Source organism: Yimella radicis, assembly GCF_054778255.1.
On the sequence record NZ_BAAGZR010000007.1, the window covers coordinates 68,746 to 86,054 of the forward strand.

The 17,309-nt window shown below is 67.2% G+C and carries 15 protein-coding genes and 1 pseudogene; 7 read left to right on the top strand and 9 right to left on the bottom strand.

The window, feature by feature from the left end; translation table 11 throughout:
* Nucleotides 1-26 precede the first annotated feature (26 nt).
* The 4 genes and pseudogenes from ACYU8W_RS04880 (at nucleotide 27) to ACYU8W_RS04895 (ending at nucleotide 3,705) form a co-directional block, all read left to right on the top strand.
* Nucleotides 27-1,313 carry an MFS transporter gene (locus ACYU8W_RS04880; protein WP_499467113.1) on the top strand — a complete coding sequence of 429 codons (1,287 nt, stop codon included), beginning with the start codon at nucleotides 27-29 and terminating at the stop codon, nucleotides 1,311-1,313.
* Entirely contained in the window at nucleotides 1,310-2,707 is a 1,398-nt protein-coding gene (locus ACYU8W_RS04885; protein WP_499467115.1) for an MFS transporter, read from the top strand. The genes ACYU8W_RS04880 and ACYU8W_RS04885 overlap by 4 nt, the downstream gene beginning before the upstream one ends.
* A 39-nt stretch (nucleotides 2,708-2,746) precedes the next feature.
* Nucleotides 2,747-3,025 (top strand): annotated as a pseudogene (locus tag ACYU8W_RS04890) (YciI family protein); the annotation flags it as partial.
* Nucleotides 3,022-3,705 (top strand): DUF6596 domain-containing protein, encoded by a 684-nt coding sequence (locus tag ACYU8W_RS04895; protein ID WP_499467117.1) that lies wholly within the window; start codon nucleotides 3,022-3,024, stop codon nucleotides 3,703-3,705. The pseudogene ACYU8W_RS04890 and the gene ACYU8W_RS04895, both read left to right, overlap by 4 nt.
* Here the strand turns inward: ACYU8W_RS04895 and ACYU8W_RS04900 are convergent.
* Nucleotides 3,676-4,365, bottom strand: coding sequence for a response regulator (locus ACYU8W_RS04900; RefSeq protein ID WP_499467119.1), 690 nt, complete (start codon nucleotides 4,363-4,365; stop codon nucleotides 3,676-3,678). The genes ACYU8W_RS04895 and ACYU8W_RS04900 overlap by 30 nt on opposite strands.
* A 76-nt stretch (nucleotides 4,366-4,441) precedes the next feature.
* On the opposite strand from ACYU8W_RS04900, the gene ACYU8W_RS04905 reads away from it, so the two are divergent.
* Both ACYU8W_RS04905 and ACYU8W_RS04910 read left to right on the top strand, forming a co-directional pair.
* The gene (locus ACYU8W_RS04905) at nucleotides 4,442-4,816 is read left to right on the top strand and encodes a pyridoxamine 5'-phosphate oxidase family protein (RefSeq protein WP_141929036.1); all 375 of its coding nucleotides are present in this window, start codon (nucleotides 4,442-4,444) and stop codon (nucleotides 4,814-4,816) included.
* Nucleotides 4,817-4,826: 10 nt separating this feature from the next.
* Nucleotides 4,827-6,323: a GAF domain-containing sensor histidine kinase gene (locus ACYU8W_RS04910; protein ID WP_499467121.1), complete on the top strand. Its 1,497-nt coding sequence runs from the start codon at nucleotides 4,827-4,829 to the stop codon at nucleotides 6,321-6,323.
* 3 nt (nucleotides 6,324-6,326) lie between these two features.
* On the opposite strand, the gene ACYU8W_RS04915 is transcribed toward ACYU8W_RS04910, so the two are convergent.
* Genes ACYU8W_RS04915 through ACYU8W_RS04940 form a run of 6 tightly spaced genes read right to left on the bottom strand, consistent with a single transcriptional unit; the run spans nucleotide 6,327 to nucleotide 14,628 of the window.
* The gene (locus ACYU8W_RS04915; RefSeq protein ID WP_141929038.1) at nucleotides 6,327-7,364 is read right to left on the bottom strand and encodes an ABC transporter ATP-binding protein; all 1,038 of its coding nucleotides are present in this window, start codon (nucleotides 7,362-7,364) and stop codon (nucleotides 6,327-6,329) included.
* Entirely contained in the window at nucleotides 7,361-8,911 is a 1,551-nt protein-coding gene (locus ACYU8W_RS04920) for an ABC transporter permease (protein WP_499467124.1), read from the bottom strand. Before ACYU8W_RS04920 ends, ACYU8W_RS04915 begins: the two co-directional genes overlap by 4 nt.
* Nucleotides 8,895-9,932: an iron ABC transporter substrate-binding protein gene (locus tag ACYU8W_RS04925; protein ID WP_275578382.1), complete on the bottom strand. Its 1,038-nt coding sequence runs from the start codon at nucleotides 9,930-9,932 to the stop codon at nucleotides 8,895-8,897. Before ACYU8W_RS04925 ends, ACYU8W_RS04920 begins: the two co-directional genes overlap by 17 nt.
* Nucleotides 9,929-12,502 (bottom strand): AMP-binding protein, encoded by a 2,574-nt coding sequence (locus tag ACYU8W_RS04930; RefSeq protein WP_499467126.1) that lies wholly within the window; start codon nucleotides 12,500-12,502, stop codon nucleotides 9,929-9,931. Before ACYU8W_RS04930 ends, ACYU8W_RS04925 begins: the two co-directional genes overlap by 4 nt.
* Nucleotides 12,503-12,559: 57 nt before the next feature.
* The gene (gene kynU, locus ACYU8W_RS04935; RefSeq protein ID WP_499467483.1) at nucleotides 12,560-13,765 is read right to left on the bottom strand and encodes a kynureninase; all 1,206 of its coding nucleotides are present in this window, start codon (nucleotides 13,763-13,765) and stop codon (nucleotides 12,560-12,562) included.
* 23 nt (nucleotides 13,766-13,788) lie between these two features.
* A complete protein-coding gene (locus tag ACYU8W_RS04940) occupies nucleotides 13,789-14,628 on the bottom strand; it encodes a tryptophan 2,3-dioxygenase (protein WP_499467128.1) in 840 nt (279 codons plus the stop codon).
* A 24-nt stretch (nucleotides 14,629-14,652) separates the two neighbouring features.
* Here ACYU8W_RS04940 and ACYU8W_RS04945 point away from each other — a divergent pair, with 24 nt between their 5' ends.
* The gene (locus tag ACYU8W_RS04945; RefSeq protein ID WP_499467130.1) at nucleotides 14,653-15,729 is read left to right on the top strand and encodes a DUF2330 domain-containing protein; all 1,077 of its coding nucleotides are present in this window, start codon (nucleotides 14,653-14,655) and stop codon (nucleotides 15,727-15,729) included.
* A 141-nt stretch (nucleotides 15,730-15,870) separates the two neighbouring features.
* Here the strand turns inward: ACYU8W_RS04945 and ACYU8W_RS04950 are convergent, their stop codons facing one another.
* Both ACYU8W_RS04950 and ACYU8W_RS04955 read right to left on the bottom strand, forming a co-directional pair.
* Complete coding sequence (locus tag ACYU8W_RS04950; protein ID WP_499467132.1) at nucleotides 15,871-17,046, bottom strand: SIS domain-containing protein; 1,176 nt, start codon at nucleotides 17,044-17,046, stop codon at nucleotides 15,871-15,873.
* A 46-nt stretch (nucleotides 17,047-17,092) separates the two neighbouring features.
* Nucleotides 17,093-17,299 (bottom strand): Trm112 family protein, encoded by a 207-nt coding sequence (locus tag ACYU8W_RS04955; protein ID WP_499467134.1) that lies wholly within the window; start codon nucleotides 17,297-17,299, stop codon nucleotides 17,093-17,095.
* Between the last annotated feature and the right edge of the window lie 10 nt (nucleotides 17,300-17,309).

Below are 17,309 nucleotides of genomic sequence, written 5' to 3' on the forward strand. Positions count from 1 at the left end.
CGCAGGGTTCCACCAGGGTCCTGGTGATGTCCACGATCGCCTTCACGTTGATGTTCGCGGTGTGGCTGATGTTCGGCATCCTCGGTGTGCCGATCCAGAAGGAGTTGAAGCTCAGCGACCCGCAGCTGGCCTGGATCAGCGCGGTCGCCGTCCTCAACGGTTCGCTGTGGCGCCTGCCCGCCGGGATGCTCACCGACCGCATCGGTGGACGCGTCGTCACGATCGCGATGCTGCTGCTGACGGCCATCCCCTGCTACCTGGTCGCGCACGCACACAGCTACGGCATGTTGCTGATGCTGGCCTTCCTGGTCGGCTTCGCCGGCAACCTGTTCAGCGTCGGCGTCGCGTGGAACTCGGCGTGGACGCCGAAGGAACGCCAGGGCTTCGCGCTGGGGGTCTTCGGTGCCGGCAACGTCGGCGCCTCGGTCACCAAGCTGATGCTCGTCGTCTTCCCGACCGTACTCACCGCCACGGCAGGCGCGACCTACTTCGGCTTCATCGAGGGCGGCTGGCGTCTGTTCCCGGTGATCTACTCCTTCGCCCTCGTGGCGGTCGCCGTCCTCATCCTGGTCGTGACTCCCCGCACGGACCGGATGGCCGGCGCGGGCAAGCCGATCGGCGAGATGCTCGAGCCGCTGAAGCAGATGCGGGTGTGGCGCTTCAGCCTGTACTACGCCGCGGTGTTCGGTGCGTACGTCGCGTTGTCGGCTTGGTTGCCGAAGTATTACGTCGACAACTTCGACGTCTCGCTGCACGACGCTGCTCTGCTGACCGCCACCTTCATCTTCCCGGCGTCCTTGTTACGTCCGGTGGGCGGCGCGTTCTCCGACCGCCTCGGCGCCCGCAAGGTCATGTATCTCACCTTCGGCGTCATGCTGGTGACCACCGGCATCCTGATGATGCCGAACGGACACCTGGTCATCGCGCACCCGGACGGCCACACCAGTCAGCACCTTGCCTGGAACCTCGGCATCGCCCCGTTCGCAGTGCTGGTGTTCCTGCTCGGCTGCGCGATGGGTATCGGGAAAGCCGCTGTTTACAAGCACATCCCCGAGTACTTCCCCGACAACGTCGGTTCGGTCGGTGGCCTGGTCGGCATGTTCGGTGGTCTCGGCGGATTCGTCCTGCCCCCGCTGTTCGCCTACACCAAACAGTGGTCCGGCTTCCCGTCCAGCACCTTCTTCGTCCTCTTCCTGCTCACGGCCATCTGCGCGATCTGGATGCACCTGACCGTCCTGCGCATGCACCGCGAGCACTCCCCCGAAATCGCCGACCGCATCGAGCGGCCCGAAACAGTTGGAGCACAACGATGACCAGTACGACCGCGCCGCAACGCCGCGGCAAGGAGTGGCTCGAGGAATGGGATCCCGAGAGTGAGCAGTGGGACTCCGGTCTCGCCTGGCGCACCCTGTGGATCACGACCTTCTGCCTGACCCTGGCGTTCATCGCCTGGTTCCTGCCCAGCGCGATCATCCCCAAGCTCAATGCCCTCGGGTACAGCTGGACGAAGTCCGAGCTGTACTGGATGGCCGCGATGCCCGGCCTCGCCGCCGGTCTGCTGCGCCTGATCTGGATGGTGCTGCCGCCCATCATGGGCACCCGCAAGATGGTGTCGCTGACCACCCTGCTCCTGGTCGCATCGACCCTCGGCTGGGGCGTCCGCGTCCAGAACCCCACCGCTCCGTACTGGGAGCTGATGGTGCTGGCCTTCCTCGCCGGTATCGGTGGAGGCGCCTTCTCCGGCTTCATGCCGAGCACCTCGTTCTTCTTTCCCAAGTCCAAGCAGGGCACCGCGCTCGGCCTGCAGGCGGGCCTGGGCAACTTCGGCGTCTCGATCGTCCAGCTGACCACGCCGTACCTGATCGCGATGAGCGGCCTGGCCATCTTCGGCGGCAGCCAGATGATGAAGTCGCCGGGCAAGGCCAGTGAGCAGGTCTGGTATCAGAACGCCGCGTTCATCTGGATCCCGCTGATGATAATCGGCGCGATCCTGGCCTGGACGATGCTGAAGTCGGTGCCGATCCAGGCGAACGTCAAGCAGCAGTTCGACATCTTCAAGAACCAGGACACCTGGTGGATGACGTTGCTCTACATCATGACCTTCGGCACGTTCTCCGGCCTGTCCGCGCAGTTCGGTCTGCTCATGGCCAACTTGTACGGCACCGGTAACAGCGAAATCGTCAGCGGATCCGGTGCTGCCGCAAGGGTTTTGGTCGAGGGTTACACGCTGCCCGACCCGGTGAAGTTCGTCTTCCTCGGCCCGCTCATCGGTGCCGGTGCGCGCGTGCTGTTCTCCCCGCTCACCGACCGCATGGGCGGAGCGATCTGGTCGCTCATCTCCGGCATCGGACTGGTCGCCTCGATCATCTACACGATCCCGGGCCTGACGCCGGACACCTCGTCCGCCGCAGCGCTGGACTCGGGCTTCAACCAGTTCCTGTTCGGGATGCTCGCGATCTTCTTCTTCTCCGGCATCGGCAACGCATCCACCTTCAAACAGATGCCGATGATCTTCGAGCGGCGCCAGGCCGGCGGTGTGATCGGCTGGACGGCTGCCATCGCGGCGTTCGGTCCGTTCCTGTTCGGTATCGGCATCACCACGATGGGTGGCCCGGCCTTCTACTGGCTGGGTGTCGCCTGGGCGGTCATGTGCATCGCCATCACCTGGTGGCGCTACGCACGTCCGGGAGCTCCCAAGAAGAGCTGACGCTCGGTCCCCGTCGATTCGAACTCGGAGCAACAAGCCGCCTCGATAGAGAAGTTCGGCGCATTCTCCGCCGCGTGCGCCCAGCGCAGCGGCGTCCAGATCCTCGCCGGCGAGGCACTAGGCGCGCCTGGAGATGCGAAGGTGATGCGCTCGCGTGCCGGTCAGGTCTCGATCACCGACGGTCCCTACGCGGAAGCGATCGAGGGGCTGGGCGGCTTCTACCTCGTCGAGAGTCCCGATCTCGACACACTGTTCGAGCTGCTGCGTCTGTTGCCCGCCTACGACATCCAGGTCGCGCCGGTGGTCGACCCGGTGTGAACGATGCGGACGCCGCCGACGCACTCGCCGAGGCAGTGCGCCGCGACTGGGGGCGCCTGACCGCGCTGCTGGTGCGACGCACTGGGCGAGTGGACCTCGCCCAGGACGCGTTGGCGGACGCCTGCGAGGCGGCAGTGCGGACGTGGCCACGAGACGGCCGTCCGACCAACCCGACCGGTTGGTTGATGACCGTCGCGAGCCGTCGCCTGATCGATGCGCTGCGGGCCGAGAACACTGCCCGCAGCCGGTCGGACGAACTGCTTCGACAGGCCGAGGACACCGAGCATCGCCATAGCCGGCGGATGGACGAGGCGTTGCTGGCGTTGATGCTGCTGCAGCACGCGCGACGCGATGCTCGTGTCGTGGACGGCACGCTCGTCCTCCTCGCCGATCAGGACCGGAGCCGTTGGCACCACGACGAGATCGCCGAGGGACTCGGTCTCCTCGATCACCCGGCACTCGCATCACCGGTCGTTCGGCACGGACCGCCTACGACGAAGCAATCGCCCACTGCGACAACCCTGTCGAGCGCGCTCACCTCGAAGGCAGACGAGCCGAGTCGGCGGAGTGAAAGGTCCGCAGAACTCGCGGGTCAGCTGACCAGTCCCGCGGACACTCGATCTCGACTGTCCGCAGGACGCGCGGCTCACCTATGCCAAGTTGCGGACGTTCGGTGCTGATAAGGCGTGGGTGCGTAACCGCTCGACGAGGACGGCCGCCTGGGTGCGGGAGCCGAGGCCGAGTTTGGCCAGGATGCTGGTGATGTAGTTCTTCACCGTCTTCTCGGCGAGGAACAATTCGCCGGCGATCTGCCGGTTCGTCATCCCGTCGGCGACCAGCAGCAGCACCCTGCGTTCCTGTTCGGTGAGTTCCTCCAGCGCCGGGTGATGCGAGATGTCGGTCGCGGCGATCCGGTCACGCACCTCGCGGGCGGCGCCGTCGTCCAGCAGGTTCTCCCCTGCGGCCACGCGCAGCACGACATCGACGAGCTCGTTGCCGCGGATCTGCTTGAGAACGTACGCCTGAGCCCCCGCCAGGATGGCTTGCATCATCGCTTCGTCGTCGTCGTAGGACGTGAGGATGACGCAATGGATGTGCGGGTCGATCGAGCGCACCTCGCGGCAGACGTCCATTCCCGAGCCGTCACCCAGGCGGCCGTCGAGCACCGCGACGTCCGGGCGCAGGGCGGGGATCCGCGCAATGGCTTCGACGGCGGAACCGGAGTCGCCGATGACCTCGCAGCGGCCGTCCTGCGACAGCACCTCGGCCAACCCCCGGCGGACGATCTCGTGGTCGTCGACCAGGTAGATCTTCACGGGAGTGTTCGTCAAGGTGCTCACGCTCCCGCATTCTGCCAGGCCCTCCTCGGGACCTTGGTCCCTGGAGATCTCCACCGTGACTCACAACACTTGCGTCATGGCTCAGCAGACGATCCTGCCCGCGCAGAGCCGGTCGTTGATCGACACGCTCATCAACACCGTCGGTCTCGGCCGCGTCGCGTTGTCGCGCGGCGCTCTCCCGGTCGTCCTGGTCGTGCGTTGTGAAACCGACGACGACCGCATCTTGCTGCGCAGCGACGACCAGACACTCGCCCGCGCCGCAGAGTCCGGCGACGTGGTCGCCTTTCAGGTCGACGACGTGAGAACGGACGGCGGCGGGTGCAGCGTGGTGGTGACCGGCGTCCTCGCGCCTGAATCCCCTTGTTCAGTGTGCCTCTTCCCGACGATCATCACTCTCACCGAGCTTCACCTCGGCCCACCGGTGAAGGGCACCACGGTGGGCACCGCCTAGGGTCGGACGCATGCCCGAACGGTTGCTGCCCACCGCTGATCCGATCCGGCGGGTTCTGGACGCGGTCGCCCAGGTCACCGGGGAACTCGAGCTCGAGAGCGTCCTCGACAACATTGTCCGCACCGCATGTGAACTCGTCGGAGCCCGCTACGGCGCGCTCGGAATCGTCGACACCGCAGGCGAGTTGCACGGGCTCATCTTCCACGGTGTCGACGCGTCGAAGTGCCCGATCCGGGAGACTCCGCACGGCCGGGGAATCCTGCGTCTGCTGATCGACGACCCGCGTCCCATCCGGATGGCGAAGATGACCGACCACCCCGTGTCGGTGGGCATGCCTGCCGCGCACAAACACATGGAAAGCTTCCTCGGTGTTCCGGTACAGGGTCGCGGCAAGGTGTTCGGCAACCTCTATCTGACCGAGAAGATCGGAGCGAACGAGTTCTCCGACGAGGATCTCGCGATCACCCAGTCCCTTGCGGCGGCGGCATCGATCGCGATCGACAACGCACAGCTGTTCCAGGCAGCCACCGCGCGGGAACGGTGGCTGCAGGCGGGAGTGGACGCAGTCGACATCATCGAGACGGAGGGCTGGACGCCGGACGTCTGGCAACGACTGAGCCAGCATCTCCGGTCGGTCGTCGGCGCAGACCTGGTACGCCTGCGTGACGCACCCGACGAGTCGACCCGCCTGCTGACCGACGACGAGTTGAGCGCCTGGGGACTCATCCCGGCCCGCGACACCGGACTATTACTGGTGATCGAGGCGGGTGGCGAACGTCTGTGCGCGATGGAACTGGCCTGGCGGGGCGGCAAGGACACCGTGCGCGACCCGATCGTCGAACAAGGACGTTCGCTGGCCGATCGCGTCGCCGGAGCCTGGTTGCTCGGCCGTCGGCGTGCCGAACTGGAGCGACTGGCGGTGCTCGAGGACCGCGACCGTATCGCCCGCGACCTGCACGACGTGGTGATCCAACGCCTGTTCGCCACCGGTCTTTCGGTGCAGGCCACGCTGGGTTCGCTTCCGGCTGCCGCTCAGCCACGCATCAACCGGGTGGTCGACGACCTGGACGAGACGATCAAACAGATCCGCCGCACGATCTTCGAGCTGCAGACCGGACCGGTAGCCCTGACCCTTCCCGCCCAGCTGAATGCGTTGGCCAACGACAGCGCGACCGCGATGGGACACACCGCGCAGATCGAACTGCACGGCGATATCTCATGTCTGTCCGACGAACTCGCCGCCGACATTCTCACCGTGCTGCGTGAGTGCTTCGCCAACGTGGCAAGGCATGCTCACGCCGACGTCACGACCGCACGCATCGGTGTCGACCCATCAGGTGTGCGAATCACTGTGCAGGACAACGGAGTCGGCATCGACCAGACGGTGTCCAGGCGCAGCGGCCTGGCGAACATCCGCGACCGCGCCGTTGCCCGTGGCGGCAGTTGCAAGGTGGAACCCCGCCCCGAAGGCGGTACCCGCGTCGACTGGCAGGCACCGACGGGCTGAGGTTCAGTCCTGGGCCGCGAAGACCCGCACCGGACCCCGGACCGTCAGCGCAACGTGCTCGCCCGGCTCCATCGAGTCGGCACCGACCACTCGAGCCTTGACCGTGTCGCTGTCCCCGATGCGTAGGTTCATCAACGCATCGTGGCCGTAGTAGACACACGACTCGACGACGGCGTCCACCGCCCCGGTGCCGGCCGGTGACACCTGCACCTGCTCGGGACGCACCATGACCTCACAGGCGCCGGAGGGCATGAATCCGGCGACCGTCAGATCGCCGAGCCGGCAGTGCACCTTCCCCTGCGACGGGGTGCCCGGCAGGATCATCGCCTCGCCGAGGAAGGTGGCGACGTGGGGATCGACCGGCGAGCCGTAGACGGTGCGCGGTGGCGCGACCTGGCGGAAGCGTCCATCGCGCAGCACGGCGACCTCGTCGGCGAACGACAGCGCCTCCGGCTGGTCGTGGGTCACCAGCAGTGCAGTCGCGCCGGTCTCGCGCAGCGCCTGCGCGGTGGCTTCGCGGGTTGCTTCCCGCAGCGCGGTGTCGAGCGCGGAGAAGGGTTCATCGAGCAGCACCACCGTGGGCGAGAGTGCCAGCGCGCGCGCCAGCGCGACCCGTTGCTGCTGTCCACCCGACAGCTGATCCGGACGACGGTCTGCGAGTTCGGTTGGCAGACCTACGATTTCGAGCAGTTCCAGGACGCGTCCACGGTGCTTACGGCGCGGGAACGGTAGTCCGAAGGCGATGTTTCCGGCAACCGACAGGTGGGGGAAGAGTCCGCCGTCCTGGCGCACATAGCCGATACCACGCTTTTCCGGTGCGACGAACGTCTTGCCGTCGGCGGCCACCTGGCCGTCGATGAGGACCGACCCGGCCAGCGGTACGAGGAAGCCGGCGATCGCCTTCAGCAGGGTCGACTTTCCGCTGCCGGAGTCGCCGAGCACGGCGGTCGTGGTGCCGGAACGAACCAGCAGGTCGATGTCGTGCAGCACCGGCGTCGAACCGTAGCCGGTGCGCAGACCTCGCACCTCGACGTCGCTCACGCCATCTCCTTCGGGCTCACACGGCTGCTTGTGCGGCGCAGTTGCCGTCGCAGCAGCAGCGTCATCGGCACGGACAGCGCGATCATCATGACCGCGTAAGGCGCCGCGGCCACGTAGTCTAGTTCGTCACTCGCACCCCAGAAGGCCAGAGCAAGTGTCCGCGTGCCGGTGGGAGCCAGCAGCAGGGTCGCAGTCAGTTCGGTGGACACCGCGAGCGCCACCAGTACGAACCCGGTCAGAAAGGACGGCAGCGCCAGCGGAAAGACCACGCGCGCGAACGTCCCGGCACCGCCGACACCGAGCGAACGGGATGCCTCCGACAGTTCCGGTGGCGCCGCCGCGAGCCCGGCACGCAGCGTGACCATCGCCCGTGGCACGAACAGAATCACGTAAGCAAGCACCAGCAGCGCGACCGACTGGTAGAGCCAGTCGGCCCAGCGAACACTGAGCGTCACCAGCGCCAGCGCCACCACGACTCCGGGCAATGCGGACGCGACGAACGTGATCCGCTCCAGGCTCATGGCGGTCAGATCACGGCGGCGACTGAGCAACCAGGCCCCCGGCAGGGCGGCGAGCACCGCGAGGAGCCCGCCGGCGACCGCCAGGCCGAGGCTCGTGCCGGTGACCCGCAGCAGCGCCGGCACGTCGACGGCGTTCCTGCCGATCGCGGTGAGCATCCAGCGGGCGACCAGCACGACGGGGACGACGACGGACACCGCGACGACCGCGGACAGGGCCAAGAGCGAGGGAATCTTCCACAGCCCCAGCGGGACTCGCTGCGGACGTTCAGGCGCTCCGCCACCCACACGAGCCACGCGTGCGCGTCCGCGCAGCACCACCTCGAGTGTCAGGACGACGACGCACAGCAGCAGCAGGACAGCGGCCAGCAGACTTCCCTGTGCGTTGCTGAACCCGATCGCGTACTGCTGCAGGATCGCGGTGGTGAAGGTTTGGTAGCGCATCATCTCCAGCACGCCGTACTCGGCGAGCAGGTGCAGCGCGACGATGAGTGCTCCGCCGCAGATGGCCGGACGCAGGCGCGGCAGCACGGTGCGCAGCACGGCCTGCCTGCGGTTCAGCCCGAGCGATCGGGCGATGTTCTCGTCGGCCCCGTCGAGCACGCGAAGCAGCGCTGCGACAGGCAGGAAGACGAACGGGAAGTAGGCGAAGGTCGTGACCAGCGCGGCTCCGGTGAACCCGCTCAGTTGCGGGCGCACCGAGACCCAGGCGTACGCACTCACGAACGCCGGGACAGCCAGGGGGGCGAGCAGCAACGTCCGCCACATCCCGGCGGCCGGCAGGTCGGTACGTTCCACCAGCCATGCGGCGCCGACTCCGATCAGGACGGCGGCCGGCACGGTCACGACCATCAGCAGGCCGGTGTGCTGCAGCAGTTCACCGATGCGAGGACGCACCAGGAACTCGACGGCGGCGTCCCAGCCGAGCGAGAACGCCTGCACCGCGATGACGATCAGCGGCAGCACGATGGACGCCGCAACGAGGGCAGCGAGCAGCGTGACGAGGGGGCTTCTAGAGGATGCCCGCATCCGTCATCATCTGGATCACGATGTCGGAGTTGAGGTTGAAGGGGTCGACCTTCGGCGCCTGCAGCGAGTTGAGCGCGGGCAACGCCGGGTCGGACTTGGCGTCCTTGCCCACGGCGTACTCCATCGACTTGCTGTCGGTCAGCACCTGCTGCCCCTGCAGCCCGGTGATGAACTTCAGGAACTGCTGCGCCTTGTCCGCCTTCTTCGAGCTCTTCAGCACGCCACCGGCGGAGAGGCTGACGAAGGCGCCCGGGTCCTCGCCCTTGAAGTAGTGCAGCTTGGTGTTCTTGCTGCCCTCCTTGGTCTTCGCCTGGTCGCGGTACCAGTAGTAGTGGTACATGATCCCGACCGGCACCTCGCCGGCGTTGACGGCCTTCATGGTGGCGACATTGTTCTGATAGATCTTCGCGTTCGCCTTCAGCGCCTTCAGCCACGCCTGCGTCGCGGGCTTCCCCTTCATCGCCAGCATCCCGGCGACGATCGCCTGGAAGTCGGCGCCGCCCGGTGCGCCGCCCCATTTGTCCTTCCACTGCGGCTGCTGCAGATCCATCATCGACTTCGGCAGCGCCGATTCCTTGATCTTGGACGGGTTGTAGACCAGGACGGTCGAGCGCGCGGCGATCGCGGTCCAGTCCTTGCTGGACGGCGCGAAACCTTGGGGCAGCTGGGCGAGCGTCGCCGCTTCGACGGGCGCGAGGAGGTTCGCGCGGGACACCACGGTCATCGCCGGGCTGTTCTCGGTGAGGAAGACGTCGGCGGGCGATTTGGCGCCCTCCTCGACGATCTGCTGCCCCATCGAGGAGTCCTTGCCGGGGCGGACCTGGGTTTTGACCCCGGTCGCCTCGGTGAAGGCCTCAGCCCACGCCTGGGTGACGTTCTCGTGCTGCGAGGAGTAGATCACCAGCGCGTCGGGGTCGGCCTTGAACTCGTCGTCACTGCCACCACAGGCGGTCAGGGTGAGTGCGGCGGCCGTGAGGCCCGCGATGAAGGTGCGTCGACGCAGGTTCGGTTGCACGGTCAGTGATCCTTCCGATCGGGTTGGGCGGGAAGCCGATTGCGCAGCCGGCGAACGGCTGGGTCGGCGAGCCACCAGATGAGGCAACCACCGGCCAGGCCGGTGAGCGTCTTGATGATCGCAGTGACGGTCCCGATCCCGGTGTCCGGGACGGCCTGGAACAGCTGGAACTGGAAGATGTAGATGTACAGCGATGCCGAGGCGAGCAGCACGATCGGCGCGATCATCCGTACTGGCACGCGCAGTTCCGGCACGAACGCAATCACCGTCACGCCGGCGACGACCATCAGGCTGCGGTGCGGGTCGGGGAACAACGTGGCGATGCCTGCCACCACGACCGCGATCGTGACCAGCTTGCGGACGACGTCGTCGGCGTGCGCGAGCGCCGCGCCGGTGGCGACGATCCAGAACACGGTGTACGGCAGTCCGTCGATGGGGCGATCGGTGACGGCCTGCGTGACGAACCGGGGCACCAGGGCGAGAGCGGCGATCAGCAAGTACAGACGCCAAGGGTCGCGATCCCGTGCCCTCGCGACCGCCGGGATCGCGACGAGTGCGGTGAGCACGAGCAGACTCAACACGAGGGCGTCGATGAACCACAATTCCACGCGGGAGTCGCTGGTACTGCCGAACAGCCAGTTGAGCATGAACACGTTCGGCCAGCCGTAGCGTTCGGTGAGCACCATGCCGATGAACGCGGCACAGGCCGTCGGGACGCCGATGCCGATCACCGATCGCAGGGTCGCGCGCCACCGGCGTCCGGTGTCGGGCAGCGCCAGCCCGAAGCGGGCGGCGCTCCAGCCGGCGAGCGCGAGCAGGATGTGCGCTCCGCCGGCGAGGTCGACCACCTGGGTGTGCGAGGCACAGATCATCACCACGGCGATGGCGCGGACGACGACCGAGGTCTCGATGGTGCTTCGTCGTCGGGTGGTTGCCGTCGCGAGTTCGCGGACGGGTCGCCGGTGCCAGTCGCGCGGTAGATCCCCGACCAATGCGGTGAGACGCGCGGTCGCCGGGACGTGGGTCAGTGAGTCACCCCCGTGTTCGACGAACGACTTGTCGGGGTCGACGGCGTCGAGCGCGAGCACGTCGCCGATCGTCGCGGCGACCATGGACACCGTCGCACCCGTACCGGCGCCGTCGACCGCCCGACGGGTCTGTGAGCACTCGTCGCGGGTGGCGGCGCGCACGAGTGCGTCCGCGCCGATTCGGTCGACCTTGCCGTTGTCGAGCAGTGGAATCGGCGTGACCGCGACGTCGATGACGGCGGGGCCGACCCCGCTCGCGACGGCTGCCGCTCGGCGGACCTTGGCGGCCTGGCGTAGTTCCCGGATTCGCGGTGCCACCGCGATGCGCAGGCCGCTGTCGTCTCCACCGACGACGGCCTCGTACCCGGCGTCGCCGAGCAGGCGCTCGACCCGTCCGAGATCGACCCGCAGACCCATCAGCTTCACGAAACCACTGCGTCGGCCGACGATCCGGATGACGCCGTCGTCGATGCGTGCGAGATCGCCGGTGCGCAGTTCGTGCTGCATGCGCCCGAGTGCGAGATCGTCCGCATGTTCGGCGTAGCCGAGCATCACACTGTCTCCGGTGACGACGAGTTCGCCGACGCCGTCCGAATTAGCCTCCGGCACAGTGTGATCCAGCCGCACCTGGGTGCCTCGGATGGCGACTCCGACGGTGTCGGGGTGCGTCGATGCGGCCCCGGCGGGTGCGATGGCGATCCGGGCTGTGGCCTCGGTCTGGCCGTACATCACGCGCAGATCGATGCCCTGGCGGGATCCTGCGCCGGCGAGCCGGGTCACCGCCTCGGGCGCCAATCGTCCGCCGGCCTGGGTGAGCATCCGCAGGTCGGGGAAGGCTGCGTCGAGCACGTCGTGCTCGAGCATCCACTGGGCCGAGTGCGGCACCAGCGGGACGTTGCTGACGCGCTCGCGGCGAACGAGGTCCCAGAACTCGTCGTCGATCGACGATCCGTCGTGCAGCACGATGGACGCGCCCGCCATCAGGTGTGAGTGCAGCACCGACAGCCCGTAGCAATAAAACAGCGGCAGGGCGGTGATGCCCCGATCCTGCGGCGTGAGGGCGAGCGCTTCGGCGATACCGGCAGCGTTCGCGCGCAGGTTGTCGTGCGACAGACGCACCAGTTTCGGCGATCCGGTGCTGCCCGACGTGCTGGTCAGCACGGCGAGATCGTCGTGCAGCAGATGGGTGGGTCGCCCGTCGTAGGACACCCGCTCGAAGGCGTCGTCGCGGTGCCGGAAGTCGGGTGAGTAGACCTGCAGCAGCTCGTCGTTGGGAGCCGGTGAAAGAACCAGGGCGACGTGACCGGCTTCCAGCACGGCGAGATAGGACACGACCGCCTCGAACGTGCGCTCGAACGGGATGTGGACCAGACAGCGGCCGTCGAGGCGGTCGGGCAACAGCGCCGCCCGCGTGTGCACAAGTTCGGTCAATTCCGCGCGGCTGATGTCGCGTCCGTTGGCCGTGATCGCGCAAGCGTCGAGCTGCGTCCGCGTCGAGCTCGCGAACGCAGCAAGGCGCGGCGAGGCGAACGCCGGTTCCAGCAGCACGGCGTAAGGTTAGCCTGCACTAAGTGCAGACTCCGAATCGGCCGGGACGGTCGACTCTCAGCCCAGTGAACCGCGAATGAGCTCCATGCTCGTGGTGACATCGGTGAACCGGGTCGTCAGTGGCGCCAGGCCGATCCGAATGCCGTCGGGAGCACGGAAGTCGGGGATCACACCGTCGTCCCACAGCTGCCGATAGACCTCCCGGAAGTCGTTGCGGCACAACGTGATGTGCCCCCCTCGCCGCTCAGCATCGCGAGGCGACGCCAGTCGCACACCCAGCGGGGCGAGCCACGCATCGTGCACCTCTATCGCGAACTCGGTCAACGCGACGGACTTCTCTCGGATCGCCTCGACCTTCGCACGCTGCACCATCTGCACACCGGCTCGCACCGGCACCATGCCGACGATCGGCGGAGTGCCGCTCACCAGCGACCGGATACCACCGGCGGGCACGTAACCGGGCGCCATCTCGAACGGTTCGGTTCGTCCCATCCAGCCATGGATCGGCTGGCGCAGGTTGCCATGATGGCGCCGCGCGACGTAACCGAAGGCCGGTGCACCGGGGCCACCGTTGAGGTACTTGTAGGTGCAGCCAACCGCGAGGTCGACACCCCACTCGTCCAGTTGCATGGGAACGACCCCGACCGAGTGGCACAGATCCCACAGCACCAGGGCGCCGGCGTCGTGGACGATCTTCGTGATCGTCGGCATGTCGGCCAGCCATGCGGAGCGGTAGGCGACGTGACTGAGCACGACGAGCGCGGTGCGCTCCCCCACCACTGCGGCGATCTGATCGGGCGTGACGCCGGTGTCGGGGTCGGCATCGATCCACCGAAGGGTGAAGCCACGTTCGCGCGAAATCCCTTCCAGCACATAGCGATCGGTCGGGAAATTGTCGGTGTCGAGGACGATCTCGTCGCGTCCGTCCGGGGCCGCGTCGACGGCAGCTCGCGCAAGCTTGTAGAGCATGACGGTGGTCGAGTCGGCCACGACGGTCTGTCCGTCAGCGGCTCCGAGACAGGCATCGGCGATGAGGTCGCCGGTCTGCTCGGGCCACTGCATCCAGGGGTCGTCGCCGTCGGTCCAGCCGCGGATCAACTCGCTCCCCCAGGCATCGGTCACCAGTTCGGCCAGTGCCGACTGGGCGGCCTTCGTCGGGCGGCCCAGCGAGTTGCCGTCGAGGTAGGCGGCCAGGCGACCCTGCTTCGCCGGGACGAAATCGTCCAGGAAGGGCTGTAACGGGTCGTCGAGGTCGAGGTCCATCGCCCGGCGCACGAGTTCGTCGATCACGAACCGATCGTCCCTTCGGCGATGCGCCCACGCACGGCGTAGAGCTCGGGGAAGAAGGTCTGCTCGAGGGCGCGGCGCAGGAAGGGGACGCCTGCGCTGCCTCCGGTGCCGCGTCCCATGCCGATGATCCGTTCGACGGTCTTCAGGTGGCGGAATCGCCACAGCTGGAAGTTGTCCTCCAGGTCGACGAGTTCCTCGCAGGTTTCGTAGATGTCCCAGTACTCGTCGGGCTTGCGGTAGATGCTCGCGATCACGTCGACGAGATCCTCCGAGGCCGGATAGGGCCGCGACCAGTCGCGGTCGAGCAGTTCGGGCGGCACCGGCAACCCGCGGCGAGCGAGTAGTTGCAGGAAGACGTCGTAGAGACTGGGTTCGTGCAGTTCGCGCTCGAGTTCGGCGATGGCGTTCGTACGCCCTTCGAAGACCTTGACCATGTCGGGGTTCTTGTTGCCGAGCATGAACTCGACGATGCGGTACTGCAGCGACTGGAAACCGCTCGAGGTCGCAAGAAACCTTCTGAACTGGGCGTACTCGCTCGGCGTGAGCGTCGCCAGGACGGTCCACTGCTGGCTTAGCGTCGCCTGGATGTGCTTGACCCTGGCCAGTCGTTTCAATGCCGGCGCCAACTGGTCGGCGGCGATCAGTTCGCGTGCCGAGCGCAGTTCGTGGATGACGAGTTTGAACCAGAGTTCGCTGGTCTGATGCTGAATGATGAACAGCAGCTCATCATGCTGCGGCGGAACGGCGCGGGTGTGCTGGGCGTCCAGAAGGATGTCGAGGTCGAGGTAATCGCCGTACGACATTCCGGATGAGTCGTGGGTCACATCGTGGGTCACGAGAGCGAGACTACGGGGACTGAGATGAGATTCGCCACGAGGCAAGTGCTTCGCCTGGTGCTGGCTGCCGTGCTCACGACGGTGACCGGCCTCTTCGCGCTCCCGACGGCGGACGCTTGCGCGTGCGGCGGGATGTTCGTGCGCGAGGGATCGAGCCTGACCGTGCCGACCGAGAAGGCGTTGGTGGTGCATTCGGGTGGCCGCACGGACGTGACGATGAGTCTGCTGGTGCGCTCCGAGGTCGGCGATGCCGGTCTGGTGGTGCCCACGCCGGCACCGGCGACGGTCTCACTCGCGGACAACGACACTTTCCTCGCCCTCGATCGAGCCACCCGCCCCATCCGCAAGGACCGTTGGCACCTCATCGGCAGTGACGGCGACACAGCGGTGTCCGGTGCAGCGACTCCAGACGGCGCCCCCGAAGCCAGCGGCGTCCAGGAGCTGTCCAGCATCGACCTCGGTCCGTTGCGTGCGACGACGCTCAAGGCCGGCGACCCGGCATCGCTACGGCAAGGGTTGAGCACGCGCGGCTACACGGTGCGTCCGGCTGTCCAGCACATCCTCGACCAGTACGTCGCGAAGGGTTGGGCGTTCGTGGCGATGCAGTTGACCTCGGCCGGCAGGAAACTCTACGGAGACATTCCGCCGGTGACGATGAGTTACGCCGACAAGCAGTTCGTCTACCCGATGCTGCTGTCGCAGGCAGCGACGATCGACCCGGTCGTGACGACGTATGTGCTGAGTGACCGCCGTGTGCAGCGCACCGACTCTTCCGCTCGCTCCACCTCGGTGGAGACGAAATTCGCTGCTGACATGCGCAAGCGCCGTGGCACCGTGACGGCACCCATCCGGGATGCAGTGGCTAAGGCGCCCTACCTGACTGTGCTCGAGCAGGGCTTCGATGCTCCGCACAAGCAGATCCTCAGCGACTTCACCTTTGGTCGCGCGGCGACGGACGCCGAGCACATCCCCGTCGCCTACAACGACAAGTACGTCTTCACGCCGGCGCAGTTCACGTTCGTGGTGTTCGCACTCGTCGCGATGATGGCCGGCATCGTGGTGCTGGTCGACCGGCGGCGCCGGACGCGTTCCGCTGCTTGAGCAGCGCAGACGACTGCGCCCTCCTACCTCAGGCGCAGGGCTCAACCAGCGAAGGTGGCCGAGCCCCCGAAACCTGCGGCCGGCGGTGGTGACCTTCGCCGCAGGGCTCAACCAGCGAAAGTGGGGACGATCCTTCGTCGCTCAGAAGCCGCGGGTGCGGTCGCGCAGGTCGGCGACGTGCGGCGAGATCGACGGGTCGATACCGGTGCCGATGGCAAGGTAGGTCGCGATGTAGTCGACCATCGCCAGGTGCCCGGCGAGGCGCGCGATCGGATGTCCTTGCGCCGCAACGAGTTCGACGATCTTGCATCCGGCCGCATCAGCTTCTGCCTTGACCGCGTCGGCGAGCGCGACCTGACGCAGTGAATCCGGGTTATCGCTCGCGACGTCCCGAAGCATCAACAGGCCCAGCCGGGGTTGGGCCGGCCCGTCCAGGAACGGGTCGGCGAAGATGTCGGCCTCGCGGCCGGCCGAAGTGCCGTTCCCACCGCCGGCGGTGAACGGTCCGTCGAAGCACGCCACGACTTCGGACGCGGCATCGGGAAGTGAGCCGTATGACGCAGGCACCCGAGCCGTCCGGGCCAGCATGCCGGCCGCCCGAACCGCAGCCACGCCGGCCAACGCGCCGTCACCCAGGATCATCGGCACCGTCGGGGCAAGCGTCGCGGCGGCCAATTTCGCCGGATTCACGAACGACTCGGACGACGGACGGCACTCTTCCGCCTTCTGATCGAGCGCCGTCGCCGCCTCGCTCAGCGCGTCGGTTGACGCATCGGCGATCCCGAGCTGATGGGCACCCAGCAGTACTGGGGTGAGCAACGACCAAAGCGCGGTCCGGCTGGAAGACCTCCCACGTCCGACTCCGACGTGAACTCCCCTGGCCTGACGGGTGACGTCTGCCAGCGGTGAATCCTGCGCACCCACGGTCAACAGTGACGCACCGCGCCGAGCAGCTTCGGTGGCGAGCCCGAGCGGACCGGGAGCACGTCCGGACAACGACACCGCGATCACCATGTCGAGCGGTCCGACCCATCCGGGGAGAGGAACGTTGCTGCGGCTCGCGACAGGCACCGGCGAACCGGCTTCGGCCAGCACCCGAAGCACATCGCCGACGACCTTCGTGCCGCCGACAGCGGCCACCAGCACAGAGCGCGGACGCGTGCCATCACCGACGCGCTCGATGCCGGCCTCCTGCGACAAAGTGATGCTCTCGCGCACCTGTGCGCCGGCCGAGGCGAGTGCCCGGAGTGTGCCGCGCGAATCACGCAACGCGAGTTCGTCCGGGTCGTCGACCCACGATTCCTGCAGCTCGGGCATGAACCCTCCTCGGTGCGCGGTGTCCTTCGGCCGGCCGGACGAAGACTCAGACGGTGAAGACTCGTGCCTCGTCGGCGAGCATCACCGGGATGCCGTTCTCGATCGGGTAACCGCGGCGCTGCCCCGGCTGCTCGCAGTCGCCGGCGCACTGCAGTTCCGCAGCGCCATCGGGTGCGGTGCCGTCGATCAACTCACTGGTGCAGACAGGGCAGCGCAGGATCTCGCGCAGCCAGCCGTCGATCTGTGCAGTCATCAGCTTCTCC